The 18,119-nt window shown below is 41.2% G+C and carries 17 protein-coding genes and 1 tRNA gene; 2 read left to right on the plus strand and 16 right to left on the minus strand.

The genetic code is table 11. The features are described from left to right. Positions 1 to 62: 62 nt before the first annotated feature. The 13 genes from esaA to I6H78_RS01005 form a co-directional block, all read right to left on the minus strand. A complete protein-coding gene (gene esaA / locus I6H78_RS00945; RefSeq protein ID WP_001087830.1) occupies positions 63 to 3,521 on the minus strand; it encodes a type VII secretion protein EsaA in 3,459 nt (1,152 codons plus the stop codon). A gap of 65 nt (positions 3,522 to 3,586) precedes the next feature. Next, positions 3,587 to 3,880 carry a WXG100 family type VII secretion target gene (locus I6H78_RS00950; protein ID WP_001110967.1) on the minus strand — a complete coding sequence of 98 codons (294 nt, stop codon included), beginning with the start codon at positions 3,878 to 3,880 and terminating at the stop codon, positions 3,587 to 3,589. Between the two features lie 464 nt (positions 3,881 to 4,344). Beyond that, a complete protein-coding gene (gene rlmD, locus I6H78_RS00955) occupies positions 4,345 to 5,703 on the minus strand; it encodes a 23S rRNA (uracil(1939)-C(5))-methyltransferase RlmD (protein WP_198459644.1) in 1,359 nt (452 codons plus the stop codon). 72 nt (positions 5,704 to 5,775) lie between these two features. Then, positions 5,776 to 6,750: a DUF1002 domain-containing protein gene (locus I6H78_RS00960; RefSeq protein WP_001227373.1), complete on the minus strand. Its 975-nt coding sequence runs from the start codon at positions 6,748 to 6,750 to the stop codon at positions 5,776 to 5,778. A gap of 86 nt (positions 6,751 to 6,836) precedes the next feature. After that, positions 6,837 to 7,439, minus strand: a complete 603-nt coding sequence (locus I6H78_RS00965; protein ID WP_002874542.1) for a lysozyme family protein — start codon at positions 7,437 to 7,439, stop codon at positions 6,837 to 6,839. Beyond that, a complete protein-coding gene (locus tag I6H78_RS00970) occupies positions 7,439 to 8,413 on the minus strand; it encodes a nucleoid-associated protein (protein ID WP_162284745.1) in 975 nt (324 codons plus the stop codon). Before I6H78_RS00970 ends, I6H78_RS00965 begins: the two co-directional genes overlap by 1 nt. Positions 8,414 to 8,420: 7 nt before the next feature. After that, positions 8,421 to 9,677 (minus strand): serine hydroxymethyltransferase, encoded by a 1,257-nt coding sequence (gene glyA, locus I6H78_RS00975; protein ID WP_198459645.1) that lies wholly within the window; start codon positions 9,675 to 9,677, stop codon positions 8,421 to 8,423. Positions 9,678 to 9,737: 60 nt separating this feature from the next. Further along, positions 9,738 to 10,169, minus strand: coding sequence for a GNAT family N-acetyltransferase (locus tag I6H78_RS00980; RefSeq protein WP_198459646.1), 432 nt, complete (start codon positions 10,167 to 10,169; stop codon positions 9,738 to 9,740). A gap of 1 nt (position 10,170) precedes the next feature. Next, positions 10,171 to 10,773 (minus strand): L-threonylcarbamoyladenylate synthase, encoded by a 603-nt coding sequence (locus I6H78_RS00985; protein WP_198459647.1) that lies wholly within the window; start codon positions 10,771 to 10,773, stop codon positions 10,171 to 10,173. Next, entirely contained in the window at positions 10,757 to 11,593 is an 837-nt protein-coding gene (gene prmC / locus I6H78_RS00990; protein WP_198459648.1) for a peptide chain release factor N(5)-glutamine methyltransferase, read from the minus strand. The genes I6H78_RS00985 and prmC overlap by 17 nt, the downstream gene beginning before the upstream one ends. Then, positions 11,593 to 12,672 (minus strand): peptide chain release factor 1, encoded by a 1,080-nt coding sequence (gene prfA, locus I6H78_RS00995; protein ID WP_001028815.1) that lies wholly within the window; start codon positions 12,670 to 12,672, stop codon positions 11,593 to 11,595. Before prfA ends, prmC begins: the two co-directional genes overlap by 1 nt. A gap of 9 nt (positions 12,673 to 12,681) precedes the next feature. After that, a complete protein-coding gene (locus tag I6H78_RS01000) occupies positions 12,682 to 13,161 on the minus strand; it encodes a GNAT family N-acetyltransferase (RefSeq protein WP_198459649.1) in 480 nt (159 codons plus the stop codon). Next, positions 13,151 to 13,750 carry a thymidine kinase gene (locus tag I6H78_RS01005; RefSeq protein WP_198459650.1) on the minus strand — a complete coding sequence of 200 codons (600 nt, stop codon included), beginning with the start codon at positions 13,748 to 13,750 and terminating at the stop codon, positions 13,151 to 13,153. Before I6H78_RS01005 ends, I6H78_RS01000 begins: the two co-directional genes overlap by 11 nt. Before the next feature lie 122 nt (positions 13,751 to 13,872). Here I6H78_RS01005 and I6H78_RS01010 point away from each other — a divergent pair, with 122 nt between their 5' ends. Together I6H78_RS01010 and mnmE are read left to right on the plus strand one after the other, a co-directional pair. Next, positions 13,873 to 14,055 (plus strand): 4-oxalocrotonate tautomerase, encoded by a 183-nt coding sequence (locus I6H78_RS01010; RefSeq protein ID WP_001117401.1) that lies wholly within the window; start codon positions 13,873 to 13,875, stop codon positions 14,053 to 14,055. A 134-nt stretch (positions 14,056 to 14,189) separates the two neighbouring features. Continuing rightward, entirely contained in the window at positions 14,190 to 15,563 is a 1,374-nt protein-coding gene (gene mnmE, locus I6H78_RS01015; protein ID WP_198459651.1) for a tRNA uridine-5-carboxymethylaminomethyl(34) synthesis GTPase MnmE, read from the plus strand. A 46-nt stretch (positions 15,564 to 15,609) separates the two neighbouring features. Here the strand turns inward: mnmE and dapA are convergent, their stop codons facing one another. From dapA to I6H78_RS01030, 3 genes are all read right to left on the minus strand, one after another. Continuing rightward, positions 15,610 to 16,545, minus strand: coding sequence for a 4-hydroxy-tetrahydrodipicolinate synthase (gene dapA, locus I6H78_RS01020; RefSeq protein WP_198459652.1), 936 nt, complete (start codon positions 16,543 to 16,545; stop codon positions 15,610 to 15,612). 56 nt (positions 16,546 to 16,601) lie between these two features. Continuing rightward, positions 16,602 to 17,678 (minus strand): aspartate-semialdehyde dehydrogenase, encoded by a 1,077-nt coding sequence (locus tag I6H78_RS01025; protein ID WP_198459653.1) that lies wholly within the window; start codon positions 17,676 to 17,678, stop codon positions 16,602 to 16,604. 357 nt (positions 17,679 to 18,035) lie between these two features. Then, positions 18,036 to 18,108: transfer RNA gene (locus tag I6H78_RS01030), tRNA-Thr, on the minus strand. Positions 18,109 to 18,119: the final 11 nt, after the last annotated feature.

Here is an 18,119-nt window from a genome sequence, read left to right on the forward strand (position 1 = left end):
ATACTACAAATCACACCATCTCACAAGAAGACAAAAAGGATCCTTACGGATCCTTACCTTGATTATTTCTTTCTTGTAAAGAGATTAAGACTAACTCCGATTCCTACAAATAATAAGAGTAGAAGAATCGTTACAATGCTTAAGCTACCACCAACCAAGAGATAACTAAAGCCATTTTCAATATTTTGTAACGGAGACATTCGATATAAGAAATTAAGGAAACTTCCTGATTGAGTTGCTACTCCCAAAATAGGAGTTAGTAGGAGATAAAAACCTAAGAGGGATGCGGATACAATATAAGTCGGATACGGAGCTTTCTTCAAGCCGTAAGATAGCATCAAAATCAAACTTGCCATTAACATAAAGCTATAAATGAACCATAAGAATCCATTGGCTGCTGTTGCTACTCCTATTGTAACTCCTGAAAACAAAATCGAACCAACAGCAACTGTTATGATTGTCGGTAAGAAACTTTGAAGTTTCAAGTCCCACTTTTTCGTTGTCAAAAGATCAGTTTCTTCCCTTTCCTGTCTATCTTTAACAAAGCGTCCGATCGTCATAGCTATCACAAAAGAAATAACCGATAACAACAAGGTCATATAATAGGGGATGATGGAAATGTGACTAGCTGCCTGTGTCTTACCTTCTGTAACTTTTGTAGTAATTGGATCGGATAAGAAATTAAACACTTGCTTGTTATCAGCACCTCCACTTTTCGCATTGGCAAGCACCTTTCCAAACTGTTCTGCATAAGAGGTATTTTTCTCAACTGTACCACTTGTTTCCTTCACACTCTGATTCAGACTGGAAAGAACACCATCTGCAGACTTTTGAACCGACTCTGTTGTCTCGTTTAACTGTTGGATTTGTGGTGAGATATCTCGTACCTGAGCAGCTCCATCAGCTGTAGCTTGTGCAGCTTTTTTAGAACTATCTCGTAAGCTATCGTATTGAGACAAAAGTGACTTCACATCTTCTTCCAGCTTAGAGGTATTCATCTTCTCTGGTTGTGGATTTTGATCATTGACAACTGATTCATAAGCAAGTTTCTCAGAATCTTTCCACTGATTATGAGCCTCATCTAAGACCTTCTGCATTTCCCCATACCAGGTATTTAAGGCAGAAGCTTGCTTAACAAGCAAATCTGAGTCTGGGAGAGACTGATACACTTGATGAAGGGTGCCTTCTTTAGGATTCTCTTTTTCACCTAGAATATCTGTCACATCCTTTAATTGCTGATCTACCTGTTTGTATAAATTATCTCCTGCAAGTCGATACTTCGTAACTAAAACATCCGATATTTCTGAAGCCCGTTCATCGTCAGTTAGATTATTGTAGAGACTATATACAGAATCTGGACTAGCCTTTTGTACGAGAGTACCACTTGATAGCGTGCCTGCAAATTGATTGATATCTAAACTTGCCCCTGGTGATGCAAATAAAGTAACGATTTGTTGGGCAGTAAGGTCTAGGTTTTGGAAGTTTTTCAGAATCGCAGGTAAATCCTCAGCCAAAGTGTCATACTTACCATTAAAGACAGATAATTGAGCACTAGCTTGAACTGAACTTCCATCTGTCCAACTATAACCTACTTGGTTATAGGAATTCTTTTTCACATCATCAGATAAATTCCACTTTATCTGACCACTAATCGTGACACTCACCTTTTTAGGAAGTGTCGCATAGCTTGGTTGACTGACTTCTGATGAAGTAGTTGGCGTTGCTGCCGTTCTTTCACTTGTAGAAGTGGAATTTGTAGATGTTGCTGCATCACTTGCACCCGCATTTGAAGTACTTGATCCCCCTGAGCCCGAAGAGGCGACAGGAGTAGTTGACGCCGTTCTTTCATTGACAAATGTGACTTGAATTGTATTTCCTGATACTGCAGCTGTCACATGATAGCCTGTATCTTTTAACTGTTGACGGATAGAGGCTTCAATTGAATCTTTCGTCACACCTTCCAGTTCAAGATTCCCCATCTTTGCATCATCGATGTTCAATTGGACTGTCTGACTACCAGTTGACGGATCAAATTCTAGAGTTTGGTGAATGGGATAGGTCACTGGACTAGTAACAGTAGCCGCTGAGGACAGATACTTAAAGGTTGTATTTTGTCCTAAAGAGCCACCCAACTCGCTACTGTAGTTAGACACAATTTTCAGTGCATTACGATAAGTTGTAGCCTCATCTGATGAGATCAATTTATCTTGCTCTAATTTAGCAATGAGAGCACTCAAATCTCCAGATGAAATCATCGGTAAGTGACTAGCAATTGCCTCAATATACTGCTTAGGGAGTTTGCTTCGATTTTCTGGCTTCGTCATTAAGTTCAAAATAGCCGAGCGAATATCTTTATCAGTAGCTGTCTGATCACTTAAATCCTTAGAGCCATAATAAGTCTCTGCAATGGTCTCCCTGAGTGCTCTAAGCTCCGCTACTTCTTTTTCTAAAGAAGTGATTTGTGCCTCTAAGTTCCCCTTGACCTTACTTTGTGCAGTTTTATACTCCCCCGCCTTAGCCTTGAAATCTGCCATAAAGGAACCGGTTGCCGTATCGGAAGACTGCAATTCTTTTAATTTAGCATTCCCGACAGTGTAAAGGGCATTATACAAGTCAAAATAATGTTTCTGATCATCTGTCCATTGTTTTTCCAAGGTAGCCTTATCTTTTTCAGATTGCTCCTTATATTGGTCGGTTGACTTTTCAAGACGAGTATTAGCTTCTTTTGAAAACTCATTCACAGAGTTTGTTGTAGACTCAAGGGCTTTCCCAGAAACATCTAAAGAGTTGTTGTTCGCTTCCATGCTGCTTGCGACTGATTTAACAAAAGCTTCTTGTTGGGTCTTAAAGAGTTCATTATCCGTCTTCAGACTATTTGCAATGGATTGAGTACTTCTAAATGAATCTGGTAGGGTCGAAAATGGAGCTTGAATATTTGAAATGATGAACGTATTTTGAGACAACTCTGTAGATGCCATCTGATTCACATTCGTCTGTGCATCTGAAAGATTCCGAATGATGCTCGAAAAATACATCCGAACCACCCGTTGGTTAAATCCTTGTAAGACTGTATTAACTTGACTGTGGACAGCCTGATTAGCTTGTTCGTTTTGCCCTTCGCGAATCTGGTAAGAAACAGTGGCTTTTTCTGGAGAAACACTCTCTAAGCTCAACAATTTCTCAGAAAAGTCTGACGGAAGAGTAATAACTGCATCAAACTGACCAGACTTCAATCCTGCTTCAGCCACGCTACGATTAGTTGTCTCCCAGTTATTCTCTGTATCCTGATTAATTAAAGTGACAAAATCCGAGCCTAAATTATAATCAGTATTTTCAAACCTTGCACCTTTATCTTCATTCACAAGCGCATATTGAACCTTAGCAGTTTGCTTGATCTCACTTGAATAGTGAAGGCTCTGATCCTTTAATGCAAAATAAACAAGAGAACCTGATAACAGGGATACGCATGCTACTGCAGTTAAAATTTTTAAGTATCGTTTTTCTTTATGAGGACTATTCATTATTCCCTTTTCCACTTATAACTAGCAAAAAACGACGCCCCTTTCGAAGCACCGTTCACCGATGATTAATTCAAACCAAATGAAGTTGCATCCTGACGGTCACGATCAGCAACAGTATCTGCGTATTGATTCAATTGTGCATGGATACTTTCAAGAAGTTGTTCCATTTGAGTTACGCTTACTGATAATTGTTGGAATTGTTCCAAGTAAGATTGGAAAGCCGCACCCTGCCATTGTCCTTGAAGACGACCATTTGCGCCTGAAACTTTGTTAATGGCATCTTTCAATTGTTCAGAAGCATTGGTATAAGTTTGTGCTTCAGACTTTAACTGTTCTGGGGTCAACGAAATTGCTGGCATATCATTATTCTCCTTTTTTGACTTGGTCATCTTCCCGATAACCTTATAGTCAATATTGTATCACAAACTCGTCAAATTGCAAGTGTTTTTTAGAATTTTGATTCAACTTTATAAATCGATTGAATACTTCCCACTATTTGATGTATGCAATCAAGCATGTCACATCTTTCAATATAGAAATACTAGGTTATAAAGCATTTCATTGTAGACTATTGTATCAATTACTGAACTCCTACTTCCATCGACCATCTTGGTGATATCAAAAAAAGGGGGTGCAAAACAATTCCCACAGACACCCTACCTGCTGGAACATTTTGCACCCCCTCTGCGTATGTGGGAATAAATTTCATACTTTACCACTACCAATCCTACTACATCACTTTAGACTGTTAGATTTATACTTCACTCAAAAATTCAAAAAAAACCGAATATCAAGTCTTTTGTAAACCCTGAAACGGTGGGCTTTATCCCTTTCTCTCCAGCAGTCCTACAACCTCGATATGGTGCGTTTGAGGAAATAGATCCACCGGCTGGATTTTCTTCAATTCATAGCCCAACTCTTGGTAGAGTTTGATATCACGCGCCATGGTTGCAACATTGCAGGAGATATAGGCAATGCGGTCTGCTCCTGTTTGACTACCTGCCTTGATAAAGCTTTCTGTGAGGCCTTTTCTTGGTGGGTCGACTAGGATAGCGGTTGGTTGGATACCTTCCTTGAGCCAATTCTTCATAGCATTTTCAGCTGTATCACATACATAGTGGGCATTAGTGATGCCATTTATACTAGCATTTTTCTGGCTATTCTCCACGGCTTCTGGAATCACTTCAACACCGTAGACTTCCTTTACATGTTTCGCAACAGACAATCCAATCGTTCCAATTCCTGAGTAAGCATCAATCACCACATCATCTCCTTTTAACTCTGCAAAGTCAATGGCTGTTTGATAGAGTTTCTCAGCCATTTCTGTATTGACCTGATAGAAGGCTGGTCCAGATATTTGGAAGTCATTTCCCAACATTTGGTCGGTAATGTAGTCTTGACCATAAAGTGTTCGCCAGTCCTTACCGAAAATAGCATTGGTATTCTGGTCGTTGATATTTTGCACGACAGAGACAATCTCTGGAAATTGCTTGATTAGTTGTTCGATCAATTGGTCAACACGGAAAACTTTCGGACGAGTGGTTACCAAAATGACCATGATTTGTCCTGAATAGTGCCCACGACGCACAACGAGGTTTCGAATCAAGCCAGACTGTTCCTTTTCATCATAAGGTTTCAAATCATAACGACGGAGCAAGTCGCGTAGGGCCACTACTACCTCATCAATCATAGGATCTTGGATAAAGAAATCTTCCAGTGGCATGAGATCATGCGAATTTTTACGGAAAAAACCTGTTTCCAAGACACCATTCACTCGACGAACGGGCACCTGTGCCTTATTTCGGTACTTGACTGGATGTTCCATACCCAGCGTTTCAGCGACCTCTACATCTCTAATGCCAGCAATTTTGTAGAGACTGTCTTTGACTTGCTTGGTTTTAAACTTGAGCTGTTCTGGGTAGGCAAGATGCCCCAAGTCAGCAATTCCTGAACGCAGGTAAGCCAAATCTAAATCTTGGTTACGATGAGGTGATTGAACAAGGTATTCTTCAACTTTCCCAAAGCCAATTTTTTTATTGACTTTAAGGACACGCATAAGAATTTTCTCAGTCGGAAGAGCATTCTCTACAAAAAAGACCAAGCCTTCTACCTTGGCAACTCCTGCCCCTTCATGGGTCAAATCAACAATTTCAACTTCTACAATATCATTTTTCTTTAACATATTCTTCACTTTCTATCGGTCTAAAAAAAGACGGCAACATTTCTGTTACCATCTATTATATCATGAAATGACCTAAGCACCAAAACTCTTGAAGAAGTTGACAATGGCTTGCCAAAGGGAGCTAAAGAAGTTGCCCCCGTCTTCCAGCGCTTTATTGGCATCAAAGTTGAGATTGATATTTTTAAAACTATCTCCAGCTTGGGAAACAATACTTTCCTTGAGGTCATTTAGGGTTTTAGTGAAATCAGCATTGTTCAAAATGTCACTCTTTGAAAGGTTGAGTGCAAAATTGATGATGATATTGACCTGGTTTCCTGTTATAACCTGATCGAGTTTGTAGTTTTTTAGTGTGTCTTCTACAATTTTGCGAACATCTTCTTCTGTCAGATTGCCTTTGGCTTCTTTTGCCTTTGCGATTCCTGCCTTGATATCTGCCAAAGCGACATTGAGTTTATTGGCATCGTAGCCTGACTTGTCCTTGTTTTCAGCATTGATATCTGATAAGGCTTTTAGCTCCTCTTGGGCCAAGTCTTTATTGGCTTGCGGTACTTTAGCACCATTGGCCTCTAACGAGTAGTAAATCCCTGCAAGGGCGCTCTCACCTGTAACTGGAATAGGAGCTGCAACTGTGATTTTGGCATGCTCCACTCCCAGCGTCACTGCTGCGTTACGGTACATATCCTGCGTCACCTTGGTGATATTTTCAGGCGTTTCAATCTTGACCTCTAGAGGCGACTTATCTCCTAGCTTTTGAATCTTAGCTGAAGAATAGAGCTGTAGACTAGCATCATTAGCCACATTCATAATTTTCGAATAGATATCAGGTGTCATAGTTTTGATATCTTTGGTGTCTTTTGATGCGTCATAGCCAAGTTTGCTAAGAGTTTGATTTTTCTGGTCTTCAGATAGAGAAGAACCTAGGACATATTCGGGTTGTACATAGGTTTCATCGATTACTTTTTGAACATCTGTTGCTGCGTGGACACTCGTCATAGCTGTTGCAGCCCACAATATTGCAGCACTTGTTAGAAAGAATTTCTTTCTCATGGGGTATTCCCTCCTTTACCTTTCTAGGGTAATAAAACAATCTTAAAGAAAACTTATAGTGAAAAACACCTGGTCAAACCAGATGTTTAGAAGAAATTAAAGAATTTCATGATATAGAGATTAAAGCGAACCTGTCTCGAGTAGTAATAATTTCCACCATTTTCATAGAGTTCGGCACCGTGAAAGATAGAAATAGGGTTAATATAGGTGTAGGTCTTCCCTGTAGTATTACCAAGGATTGGAGCGACCGTTTCTCGGGAGTAACGCTTGGCTAATGCCAGAGTATTTTCCTTGCCATTTTGAGCGATAAAGTCGATATAGGCAGGTCCAAAATTATAGGCTTGAACGGCGGTCCAGACATCTACTCCTTTGCTCTGTGCCAAATAGAGGTTATCTGTTAGTGTTTGTATCCCTTGGCGAATACTAGAGGCATCGTCATTGATGGTATTGGTAGCGCCACTAGCAGACTCACTAGACTGCATGACATCCCGCTCTTTTCCCTTCGTTTCGGTATAAATCATGGCGAGCACCAACTCTTCATTGGCTGGAGTATCTCTTTCGCTCAAGATTTCTCGAACCATGGGTTGGTAGGTCATGACTTGTTTAACATCCTGATGGATATGATAAGCTTTGTATCCTGCTAAAAGGAAGACTGCTAGCACAAGCACTCTTCTTATAAATTTAAACATTATTTACTTTGAATATCCTCGATATTTTTGATTAAGATAGAATAGGTTCCATTGTCATTTTGGATAAACTCGACCGATTCCGCATCTTGATAGACGTTATTGGGAACGATGAGCTCAATTCCATTTGACAAGGAGAGTTTTTGGTTTTCAAATTTCTTGAGCTGACGACTGGCATCAATCTCATCAAACTGGACTGGTTCTGGTACGGCTTCCTTTACTTGGTCGATAAAGCTCAAACGAGCTGTCAGATTGTTGTCAAAAAGGTCATTAGCCAATTTCTCAGGAGACAACTCATTGTTTTCTTCAAGATTGTTGAAAATCGCTGATTTGACCTTGGATTGGAATTGAAAATCATCTGTGTTAAAAGTCTCAGCAATTCTCTGAGCCGTTTTTTCCAATTCCTTGATGGATTTCTTTGGTGAAATCTTGGGAGCAACGGCTAGGAGATTATCTGAAAAATAGTTCAGGAAAGTCCCATTGTACTTGATCCGTTTCTCGATGAGATGGTACTTGCGACTTTGAAGATTGACCACCAAGGCCTCGTCAGCTCCCGTTCCAAATCCAGGAAGATTATTCTGAGTTAGCTTGATTGGATTATCAACTTCTCCTCCAAGGTGAATCAAGGTTTCCCGCAGGGCAATTCGCAAGAAAGCGAAATGCTCAACGCCTTCTTTAGAAAACTGAACAAAAATCAAGTCATTGGTCTTGAGATTTTCAGAAATGCTAAACTCCTCTTTCCAGAGATTAGCCAGTGTTACTGATGTCTCCAACAAATCATCCGTGATATGATTGAAGAAGGGATTTTCTTCTTCGAAAATCCCAGTCTTAGCTTCATCTGAATACACACGTTCGATTTTTTTGCGCAGGTATTCTTCGATTTTTGGAGTGATATTGAGAAATTTATCCGCTAGAAACAGCTCGGTATCATCTGGGCTGAACTGATGGATAATAGCTTTCTTAATATAAATGTCCATAAAAGTATTAGTCCTCGTATAGTGGGAAGGCATCTGTCAACGCTTTAACTTCACTTCTCACTTCTTCTAAGACAGCTTCATTTTCTGCATTTTTAAGGGTTTTGATAATGAGTTCAGCCACTTTACGGCTTTCTTTTTCACCAAATCCACGCGCAGTGATGGCTGCAGAACCGATACGAATCCCACTTGTCTTGAATGGTGACAAGGTTTCGTAAGGGATTGAGTTTTTATTTAGGGTAATATTAACCTCATCCAGCAAGTTTTGAGCAACTTTTCCGTTCTCTACAACCTTAGTTACATCCACTAGGAAGAGGTGGTTTTCAGTTCCACCGGAGATGATACGGAAATCAGAGTCTTGCAAGAAGACTTCAACCATAGCCTTGCTGTTTTTGATGACATTAGAAGCATATTCCTTAAAGGCTGGATCCAAAACTTCTTTGAAGGAAACTGCCTTAGCCGCCACAACATGCTCTAAAGGACCACCCTGAATACCAGGGAAAATAGCTGAGTTGATTTTCTTAGCTAGGTCCTCATCATTTGTCAAAATCAAACCACCACGAGGTCCACGAAGGGTTTTGTGGGTTGTTGTTGTAGTGATATGAGCGTATGGCACTGGGCTTGGATGAAGACCAGCTGCAACCAAACCAGCGATATGAGCCATGTCAACCATGAGCTTAGCTCCAACAGCATCTGCGATTTCACGGAATTTTGAGAAGTCGATAATTTGAGAATAGGCTGAAGCACCTGCTACGATCAATTTTGGTTTTACTTCTTGGGCTTGTTTTAAGATGGCATCAAAGTCCAAGAGTTCCGTTTCAGGATCCACACTATAAGAAACAAAGTTGTAGGTTTGACCTGAGAAACTAACAGGAGCTCCGTGAGTCAAGTGTCCACCTGCTGCCAAATCCATCCCCATAACGGTATCACCTGGCTCAATCAAGGCCATATAAGCCGCACAGTTGGCTTGGCTTCCTGAGTGAGGTTGGACATTGGCGAATTTAGCACCGAAAATTTCTTTTGCACGTTCAATGGCTAGAGTTTCTACCACGTCTACTACATCAGTTCCACCATAATAACGGCGTCCTGGGTAACCCTCGGCATATTTGTTTGTCAAGATAGACCCTTGAGCTGCCATAACAGCCTTGGAAACCACGTTTTCCGAAGCAATCAACTCAATGTTGTTTTGTTGGCGTTCTTCTTCTTTGGCAATAGCATTCCAGAGATCAGCATCGTATGCTTTAAAATCGTCTTTGTCAAAAATCATAGGTCTTCTCCTTTATAGTGTGACTGGTCCTTTAGTTAGTTTTTACAATAAGTAAAGAAACTAAAAGATGCGAATAAACCGTTTCTGCACTTTATCACAAGTATAACCAACTTTTTCATAAAATGCATGAGCTCCCAGACGATGATCAGCAGAGTTTAAGCGGATAAACCCATAACCCCGTCTTTTTGCTTCTTGATCCAACCCTTGCAGTAAGCTTTTACCGATACCTTGCCCTTGTGCTTTAGGCGAAACCGCTAAACCTAAGATATTAAATCCTGCTTTGGAATAGAGGGATTCATAAACTTCAGCATGGACATATCCAAGTAGGACACGGCTGGCTTCATCCTCATAGCCAAGTAGGAAATGATGGGAATCCTGAGACAGTCTAGCTAGTTGACTAGCTGTGTCCTCTGGACTAAAAGAGTAGCCCAAAGCCTCTTGGTTAATCTCACATATAGCATTCACATCTGTTTCTTGCAAATCTCTTAGCATCTCATTCCTCCTCAAAAGAAATCTCTGGCAACCGAGCAAGAATATCTTCTCGCTTAATAGCCCCTTGGCGTAAGATTTTCACCTTGTCTCCAGACAAATCCAAAATAGTTGAATCCCGTCCAGTTAGAAAAGCGTCGTCCTCCAGACCCAGAACCTCTTGGTCAAAATCCTCTAAAATTTGAGCAAAGGTCACTCCACTTGCCTGACCTGAGATATTGGCAGACGGCCCAATCAAGGGACCTGTCTCTCTAATCAAATCAAGTGTAATGGGGTGACTCGGCATCCGAAATCCAACCGTAGCAAGACCGGAATTGACCCAATAGGGAACTCTGTCATTGGCTTCGAGGATAATGGTCAAGGGACCTGGTAAAAAGGTCTCTACAAGCTTTTGTAGATAAGTTGGCTGATTCTTTGAAAAGTGCAAGATGTCCTCTAGAGAAGCGACATTAAGATTGAGCGCCTTATCTCTAGGACGATGTTTGAGTTGGTAAACATGGTCAACAGCTTTTTCGTCTAAGGCCTTAGAAAAAAGACCATAAACTGTCTCGGTTGGTAGAACAACAGCTCCGCCCTTTTCCAACTCTTGTCTAATCCTGTCCATCATCAACTACAACCATCCTATCTTGACCAAATTGGTCCTTGAGTGTTCGTACCCGTTTTTCAGGAAGATGTTTCCTAAAAAGCGCAGGAACACTTTGACCTTGCTTGTATCCAATTTCAAGGTAAATCTTACCACCATCTGCGAGATAGTCTTTTGCATCTTCCGCAATTCTACGGTAAATAGCTAGGCCATCCTCATCTGCAAAGAGAGCTAGATGAGGTTCTGAATGCAAAACATTCAAACCAACCTCTGACTCATCTTCACGAGAGATATAGGGTGGATTGGATACAATTATATCATATTTTTCAGAAATTTCTGCAAAACAATCCGATTTTTTAAAAAATATATTAAGATTTTGATTTCCAGCATTCTCTGATGCAAGCTGCAAGGCGTCTTGTGAAATATCTGCTGCTGTCACTGACCAATCTGGTCTATTTTTAGCTAATGCAAGAGCTATGGCGCCACTACCTGTTCCAATATCCAGAACCGATAGATTCATCTCAGGATTTTCTGTGAGGATGAGCTCCACCAACTCTTCTGTCTCTGGCCGAGGAATCAAAACCCGCTCATCCACTTTTAACTGTATTCCAAAGAAATCTGCCTGTCCGATGATATACTGAGCTGGTTTGTGAGTTGCTAACTGCTGGTAAATATCTTCTACAAATTGTTTTTCTTCCTCTGTCATCTCTTGCTGGAGGGCAAAGACAAAGTCCGTAAAAGAGAGATTTTTTAAGCTACGATAGACAAAAGAGAGGCTTTCTGCTTCCTCTCCTTGTCTCATCAACTCTTCTTCAAAATCTGAAAATAATTGAGCTAATTTCATTATTTGTTTAATTCTTCTAATTTTTGTGTTTGGTCATAGAGCACCAAGGCATCCACAACTTCATCCAATTTACCAGACAAAATGGTATCTAGTTTTTGGAGGGTCAAGCCGATACGGTGGTCTGTGACACGGTTTTGTGGGAAATTGTAAGTACGGATGCGCTCTGAACGATCCCCAGTACCGATAGTAGACTTACGCTCAGCGTCTTGTTCATCTTGAGCAATCTGAGCAAAATGGTCAGCAACACGCGCACGGATGATTTTCATGGCTTTCTCACGGTTCTTCTGCTGGGTACGTTCTTCCTGCATTTCAACCTTGATATTGGTTGGCAAGTGAACGATACGCACGGCAGTTGCAACCTTATTGACGTTCTGTCCACCAGCACCAGATGCGTGGTAAATGTCAACACGAAGGTCTTTTGGATCAATATCGTATTCTACTTCTTCCACTTCAGGCATGACAAGGACTGTGGCAGTTGAGGTATGAACACGGCCTTGGCTTTCTGTCACAGGGACACGTTGCACACGGTGGGCACCTGATTCGTACTTAAGCTTAGAATATACAGACTGACCCGAAACCATGGCAACCACTTCTTTGAAACCACCGACACCGTTCATAGAAGCTTCCATGACTTCAAAGCGCCATCCTTGGGCTTCTGCATACTTTTGGTACATGGTTAGAAGGTCTCCAGCAAAAAGTGCTGCTTCATCTCCACCAGCTGCTCCACGGATTTCAAGGATGATGTTCTTGTCATCGTTTGGATCCTTTGGAAGGAGCAAGATTTTCAATTTTTCTTCATACTCTTCTTTTTCAGCCTTGGCATCTTTGAGCTCTTGCTTGGCCATTTCTTCCAAGTCCGCATCTCCGCCTGATTCTTTAATCATCTCTTCGGCATCGACGATATTTTGAAGGACTTGTTTGTACTCACGGTAGGCTGTTACGGTGTCACGAGTAGAAGCTTCTTCTTTTGAAAGCTCCATGAAACGCTTGGTGTCTGAAACGACATCAGGGTCACTGAGCAATTCTCCCAGTTCTTCATAACGGTCTTCTACAGCTTGTAGTTGATCATAAATGTTCATTTTTTCTCCTCATTTCTCAATTGTTAAATCATAGATTGCTACTACTTCGTTCTCAAATATTTCCCCAGTTTCTTTAAATCCATAACTGAGGTAACAAGATCTTGCATGTTCATTTTCTGGTTCATAAGACAACCAAAGTTTATTGCCTAAACCTACCGGCGCTGTCCGAACATAGTCTAGCACTTTATCCATAATTGGTTTAAAATATCCTTGGTTTTGAAAATTCTTATCAATCATAAAACGAAATAGTAAATAATTTCCACTACTAATTCCGATCTTTTTATCATAAGCTATCATCACAAAACCTATAATTGCATCATTATCATAAACTGCCAATGGAGCTACAAAATCTCCATTTTTAGTGTAGACATATGCTTCAGCTAAACTAATTGCGTTGGTCGCAATGAATTGTTTTTGATATTCCTTGACATCCAAATTCAAAACATCAAAATAATTTTCCATTGTAACATCTCTTAGTTCAATTGTCATAGTTGTGCTCCTTGTTAGATGTTATCATTGGCGCAAAATAATGTTTTCGGCAGACTGAGATATAGGTTTCATTGCCACCGATTTGAATTTGTTCGCCATCATAGACTGGCACACCATCGTGCGTGCGCAACACCATAGTCGCCTTTTTCTTACAGTATTGACAGATGGTCTTGATTTCGTCGATCTTGTCTGCTAAAAGCAAGAGGTCTTTGGAACCTTCGAACAATTCATTGCGAAAGTCATTCTTCAAACCAAAAGCCATGACAGGTATGTCTAACTCATCCACCACACGAGCTAGGTCATAAACATGGTGACGCTTGAGAAACTGGGCCTCATCGACCAACACACAGTATGGTTTCTCAGGTAAGTCTCGGATATAACCGAAGATATCCGTCGTTTCCTCAATCGCAATGGCTGGGCGTTTCATGCCGATTCGACTCGACACATAGCCGACACCGTCACGCGTATCCAGAGCCGAAGTCATAATCACAACTCCCTTTCCTTGCTCCTCGTAGTTATAGGCCACCTTGAGAATCTCAATCGTCTTACCAGAGTTCATGGTCCCATAACGATAATACAACTGTGCCATGCTATTATTTCACGTCCATTTCTAAATTTTTGCTACATTCTAGTATATCATAATTTTCTGAAGCTTTAAACGGCAAAATGTGGTAAAATAGAAGAAATCAAAAACTAGTGGAGGAAGCTATTATGCCATTTGTACGCATCGATTTATTTGAAGGTCGCACGCTCGAGCAAAAGAAAGCTCTTGCTAAGGAAGTAACGGAAGCTGTTGTCCGCAACACTGGAGCCCCTCAATCAGCCGTTCATGTCATCATCAACGACATGCCAGAAGGAACCTACTTCCCTCAAGGGGAAATGCGCACCAAATAATCCAGCTTAAGCAGAATTGCTTAGGCTTTTTCAATCTCCAAGTAGCATCCATTGAAGAAATAGTCTAATTTTGTTACAATTTGAAGAGATGCTTGGATACCTATCCTAAGAAAAGAAACACAAAAGGAAATAGTATGATTACACGTGAATTTGATACCATTGCGGCTATCTCCACTCCACTAGGTGAAGGGGCCATTGGTATTGTCCGCTTGAGCGGAACAGATAGTTTTGCGATTGCGCAAAAGATTTTTAAAGGAAAAGACTTGAGCAAGGTTTCTAGCCACACTCTTAACTACGGTCACATTATTGACCCGCAGACAGGGAAGGTCATGGACGAAGTTATGGTTGGAGCTATGAAGTCTCCAAAGACCTTCACTCGTGAGGATATTATCGAGATTAACACCCACGGCGGTATTGCGGTAACCAATGAAATTCTCCAACTAACTATTCGTGAAGGAGCTCGGTTGGCAGAACCTGGTGAATTTACCAAGCGCGCCTTTCTAAACGGTCGTGTGGATTTGACACAGGCTGAGGCGGTGATGGACATCATCCGTGCCAAGACAGATAAGGCCATGAATATCGCAGTCAAACAATTGGACGGTTCTCTTTCTGATCTTATCAATAATACCCGCCAAGAAATCCTCAATACGCTTGCCCAAGTAGAGGTCAATATCGACTATCCTGAGTATGACGATGTTGAAGAAGCCACTACTGCAGTCGTCCGTGAGAAAACTATGGAGTTTGAACAATTGCTAACCAATCTCCTTAGAACAGCTCGTCGCGGTAAAATCCTCCGTGAGGGAATTTCAACTGCCATCATCGGTCGTCCCAACGTTGGGAAATCCAGCCTCCTCAACAACCTCTTGCGTGAAGAAAAGGCCATCGTTACAGACATCGCTGGAACCACCCGTGATGTCATCGAAGAATACGTCAACATTAATGGTGTTCCGCTTAAATTGATTGATACAGCTGGTATTCGGGAAACAGATGACATCGTGGAGCAAATCGGTGTCGAGCGTTCGAGAAAAGCCCTCAAGGAAGCTGACTTGGTATTACTAGTGCTAAATGCTAGTGAGCCACTAACAGCACAAGACAGACAACTCTTAGAAATCAGTCAGGATACCAACCGCATTATTCTACTCAATAAAACTGACCTACCAGAAACAATTGAAACTTCGGAACTCCCTGAAGATGTTATCCGTATTTCAGTTCTTAAAAACCAAAATATCGATAAGATTGAAGAGCGTATTAACAACCTCTTCTTTGAAAATGCTGGTTTGGTTGAGCAAGATGCTACTTACTTGTCAAATGCCCGTCATATTTCCTTGATTGAAAAGGCCGTTGAAAGCCTACAGGCTGTTAATGAAGGGCTGGAACTGGGTATGCCAGTTGATCTTCTTCAAGTAGATTTGACCCGTACTTGGGAAATCCTCGGAGAAATCACTGGAGATGCTGCTCCTGATGAACTCATTACCCAACTCTTTAGCCAATTCTGTTTAGGAAAATAAGAAAAATCCATGATCATTCTTGCGGTCATGGATTTTATTATAGTTATTAGTAATCTGGTCTTAAAACACCAGTTACAGTTGCCTTAGTTGCTTCGTAGTCGCCATCTACGACAACTTTGATAATTCGTTTGGCATCTTCTTCTGGTGCTGGAACTAGAGGTAATCGAGTTGGACCAGCTTCAAATCCCATGTAGTTCAAAACTGCTTTAACAGGTGCAGGACTTGGATAAGAGAAGAGAGCATTGACCTTAGGAATGAATTTACGCTGAATAGCTGCAGCTTTCTTCATGTCGCTTTCTGCAATGGCAGTGAACATTTCGTGCATTTCGTCCCCATTTGTATGAGAGGCAACAGAAATAACCCCATCTGCACCAAGGTTCATGGCATGGAAGGCATCTCCATCTTCACCTGTATAAATCAAGAACTCTTCTGGCTTGTGCTCAATCAAGTAAGCCATATTAGCCAAGCTAGTACATTCTTTGACACCAATGATATTTGGATGGTCAGCCAAACGAAGCATGGTTTCTGGAGTTAATTCCACTACTACGCGTCCTGGAATGTTATAAATGATAATAGGTAAATCTGATGCATCCGCAATAGCTTTAAAGTGCTGGTACATCCCTTCTTGAGAAGGTTTGTTGTAGTACGGTACGATAGCAAGTCCAGCAGCGAAGCCACCAAAGTCTGCGACTTCTTTGACAAATTCGATCGAGTCACGTGTATCATTGGTACCTACACCTGCAATCAAAGGAACACGTCCATTGACAATCTTTTGTACAGCCGCAAATAGCTCCAACTCTTCATCGTGGGTCAGAGTCGGACTCTCAGCAGTCGTTCCAGCTAGAAGAATTCCATCTGTGTGATGGGTCAATAAATGCTCAATCAAGGCTGGAATGGCATCAAAGTTGATGGAACCATCCTCATGGAAAGGGGTAATAAAGGCTGTGATGATTTTACACTCTTTTAAATCTTGATAAGACATGAGAAACACCTCTCTATTTCAAAGAAGGAGTTCATATGAACTCCTAAACGATATGACTATTTTAATTCAAATTTCAATTTAGCTGTTGGACGAACCAATCCACGTTCGTGAAGAGTTTCTGCAATCTGAACTGAGTTCCAAGCAGCACCTTTGAGGAGGTTATCTGAAACAACCCACATGTGGATTCCTTTTTCAGCATCCAAGTCTTTACGGATACGACCAACAAAGGTATCACGTGAACCAACTGCATTGATGGCTTGCGGATAGATTTGATGAGCTACATCATCTTCAAGAACTGCACCTGGAAAGGCTGCGATAGCTGCTTTCACTTCTTCGATTGGAGCCACTTCTTTTGTTTCAATGTAAACAGACTCAGAGTGAGCTGACAAGACAGGAATACGCACACATGTTGCAGACACTGCGATGCTATCATCTTCCATGATTTTCTTCGTTTCCTTAGTCATCTTCATCTCTTCGTAAGTGTAATCATTGTCCGTGAAGACATCGATTTGCGGAAGAGCGTTAAAAGCGATAGGATAGTGTTTCTTATCACCACCTGAAGGCAAGATTTCCGCTTGCAAATCACGTGGATTCACACCGTCATTCAAGACTTCACGAAGTTCACGTTGTGTTTCAAGAATCGCTCCCATACCAGCACCTGAAACCGCTTGGTAAGTTGAAACGATGATACGGTCCAAGCCCCATTTTTGACGAACAGGTTCAAGAGCCACCATCATTTGGATTGTGGAACAGTTAGGGCAGGCAATGATTCCATTGTGGGCATCAAGTGCGTGAGCATTGACCTCTGGGACAACCAATGGTACGTCTGGATTTTGACGGAAATAAGATGTGTTATCTACTACTACCGCTCCAGCTTGAACTGCGTATGGTGCATACTTAGCTGATGTCGAACCACCTGCTGAGAAGAGTGCAATATCAACACCTTCAAAGGCTGTCTCAGTTGTTTCTTCAATCGTAATATCTTGGTCTTTAAACTTCAAAGTCTTGCCTGCTGAACGTGCAGAAGCAAGGTAACGAATTTTATCAATAGGAAGTGATGATTCTTCCAACATTTTTATCATCTGAGCTCCGACAGCACCTGTCGCGCCGACTACAGCAACTGTATATCCCATAAATAACCTCTTTCGGAATTTTCTAAAAATTTCTATAATAGATGTATTATACTACTTTTTCCAAAAATTGAAAAGCATTTTTGGGTTATATTTTCTGAAAATTAAAAATCCCTAGTCATTGACCAGGGACTAAGAGGCATCTTCATGTGATGAGCAGGTTCACACAACTCATCAAGGTCCGCTCCTGCGTTATGACCTCCTTATGCTCAATAGTAGTCCGAAGACTACCTATCGACTCATCGCATCTACTATTCTACTAGATAGAGTCACTTTTGTCAACAGCCAAAACGTTTTAACTTCATTTATACATGCAGATAAGAAAAACCTTGGTCTCCCAAGGTCATTTTGTTTCTATCATGCTAATTGCCGGGATTGAACCGGCGACCTCATCCTTACCATGGATGCGCTCTGCCAACTGAGCTAAATCAGCTTACCTAAAAA

It is taken from the genome of Streptococcus oralis (assembly GCF_016127915.1).
Classification (GTDB): Bacteria; Bacillota; Bacilli; order Lactobacillales; family Streptococcaceae; genus Streptococcus; species Streptococcus oralis_BO.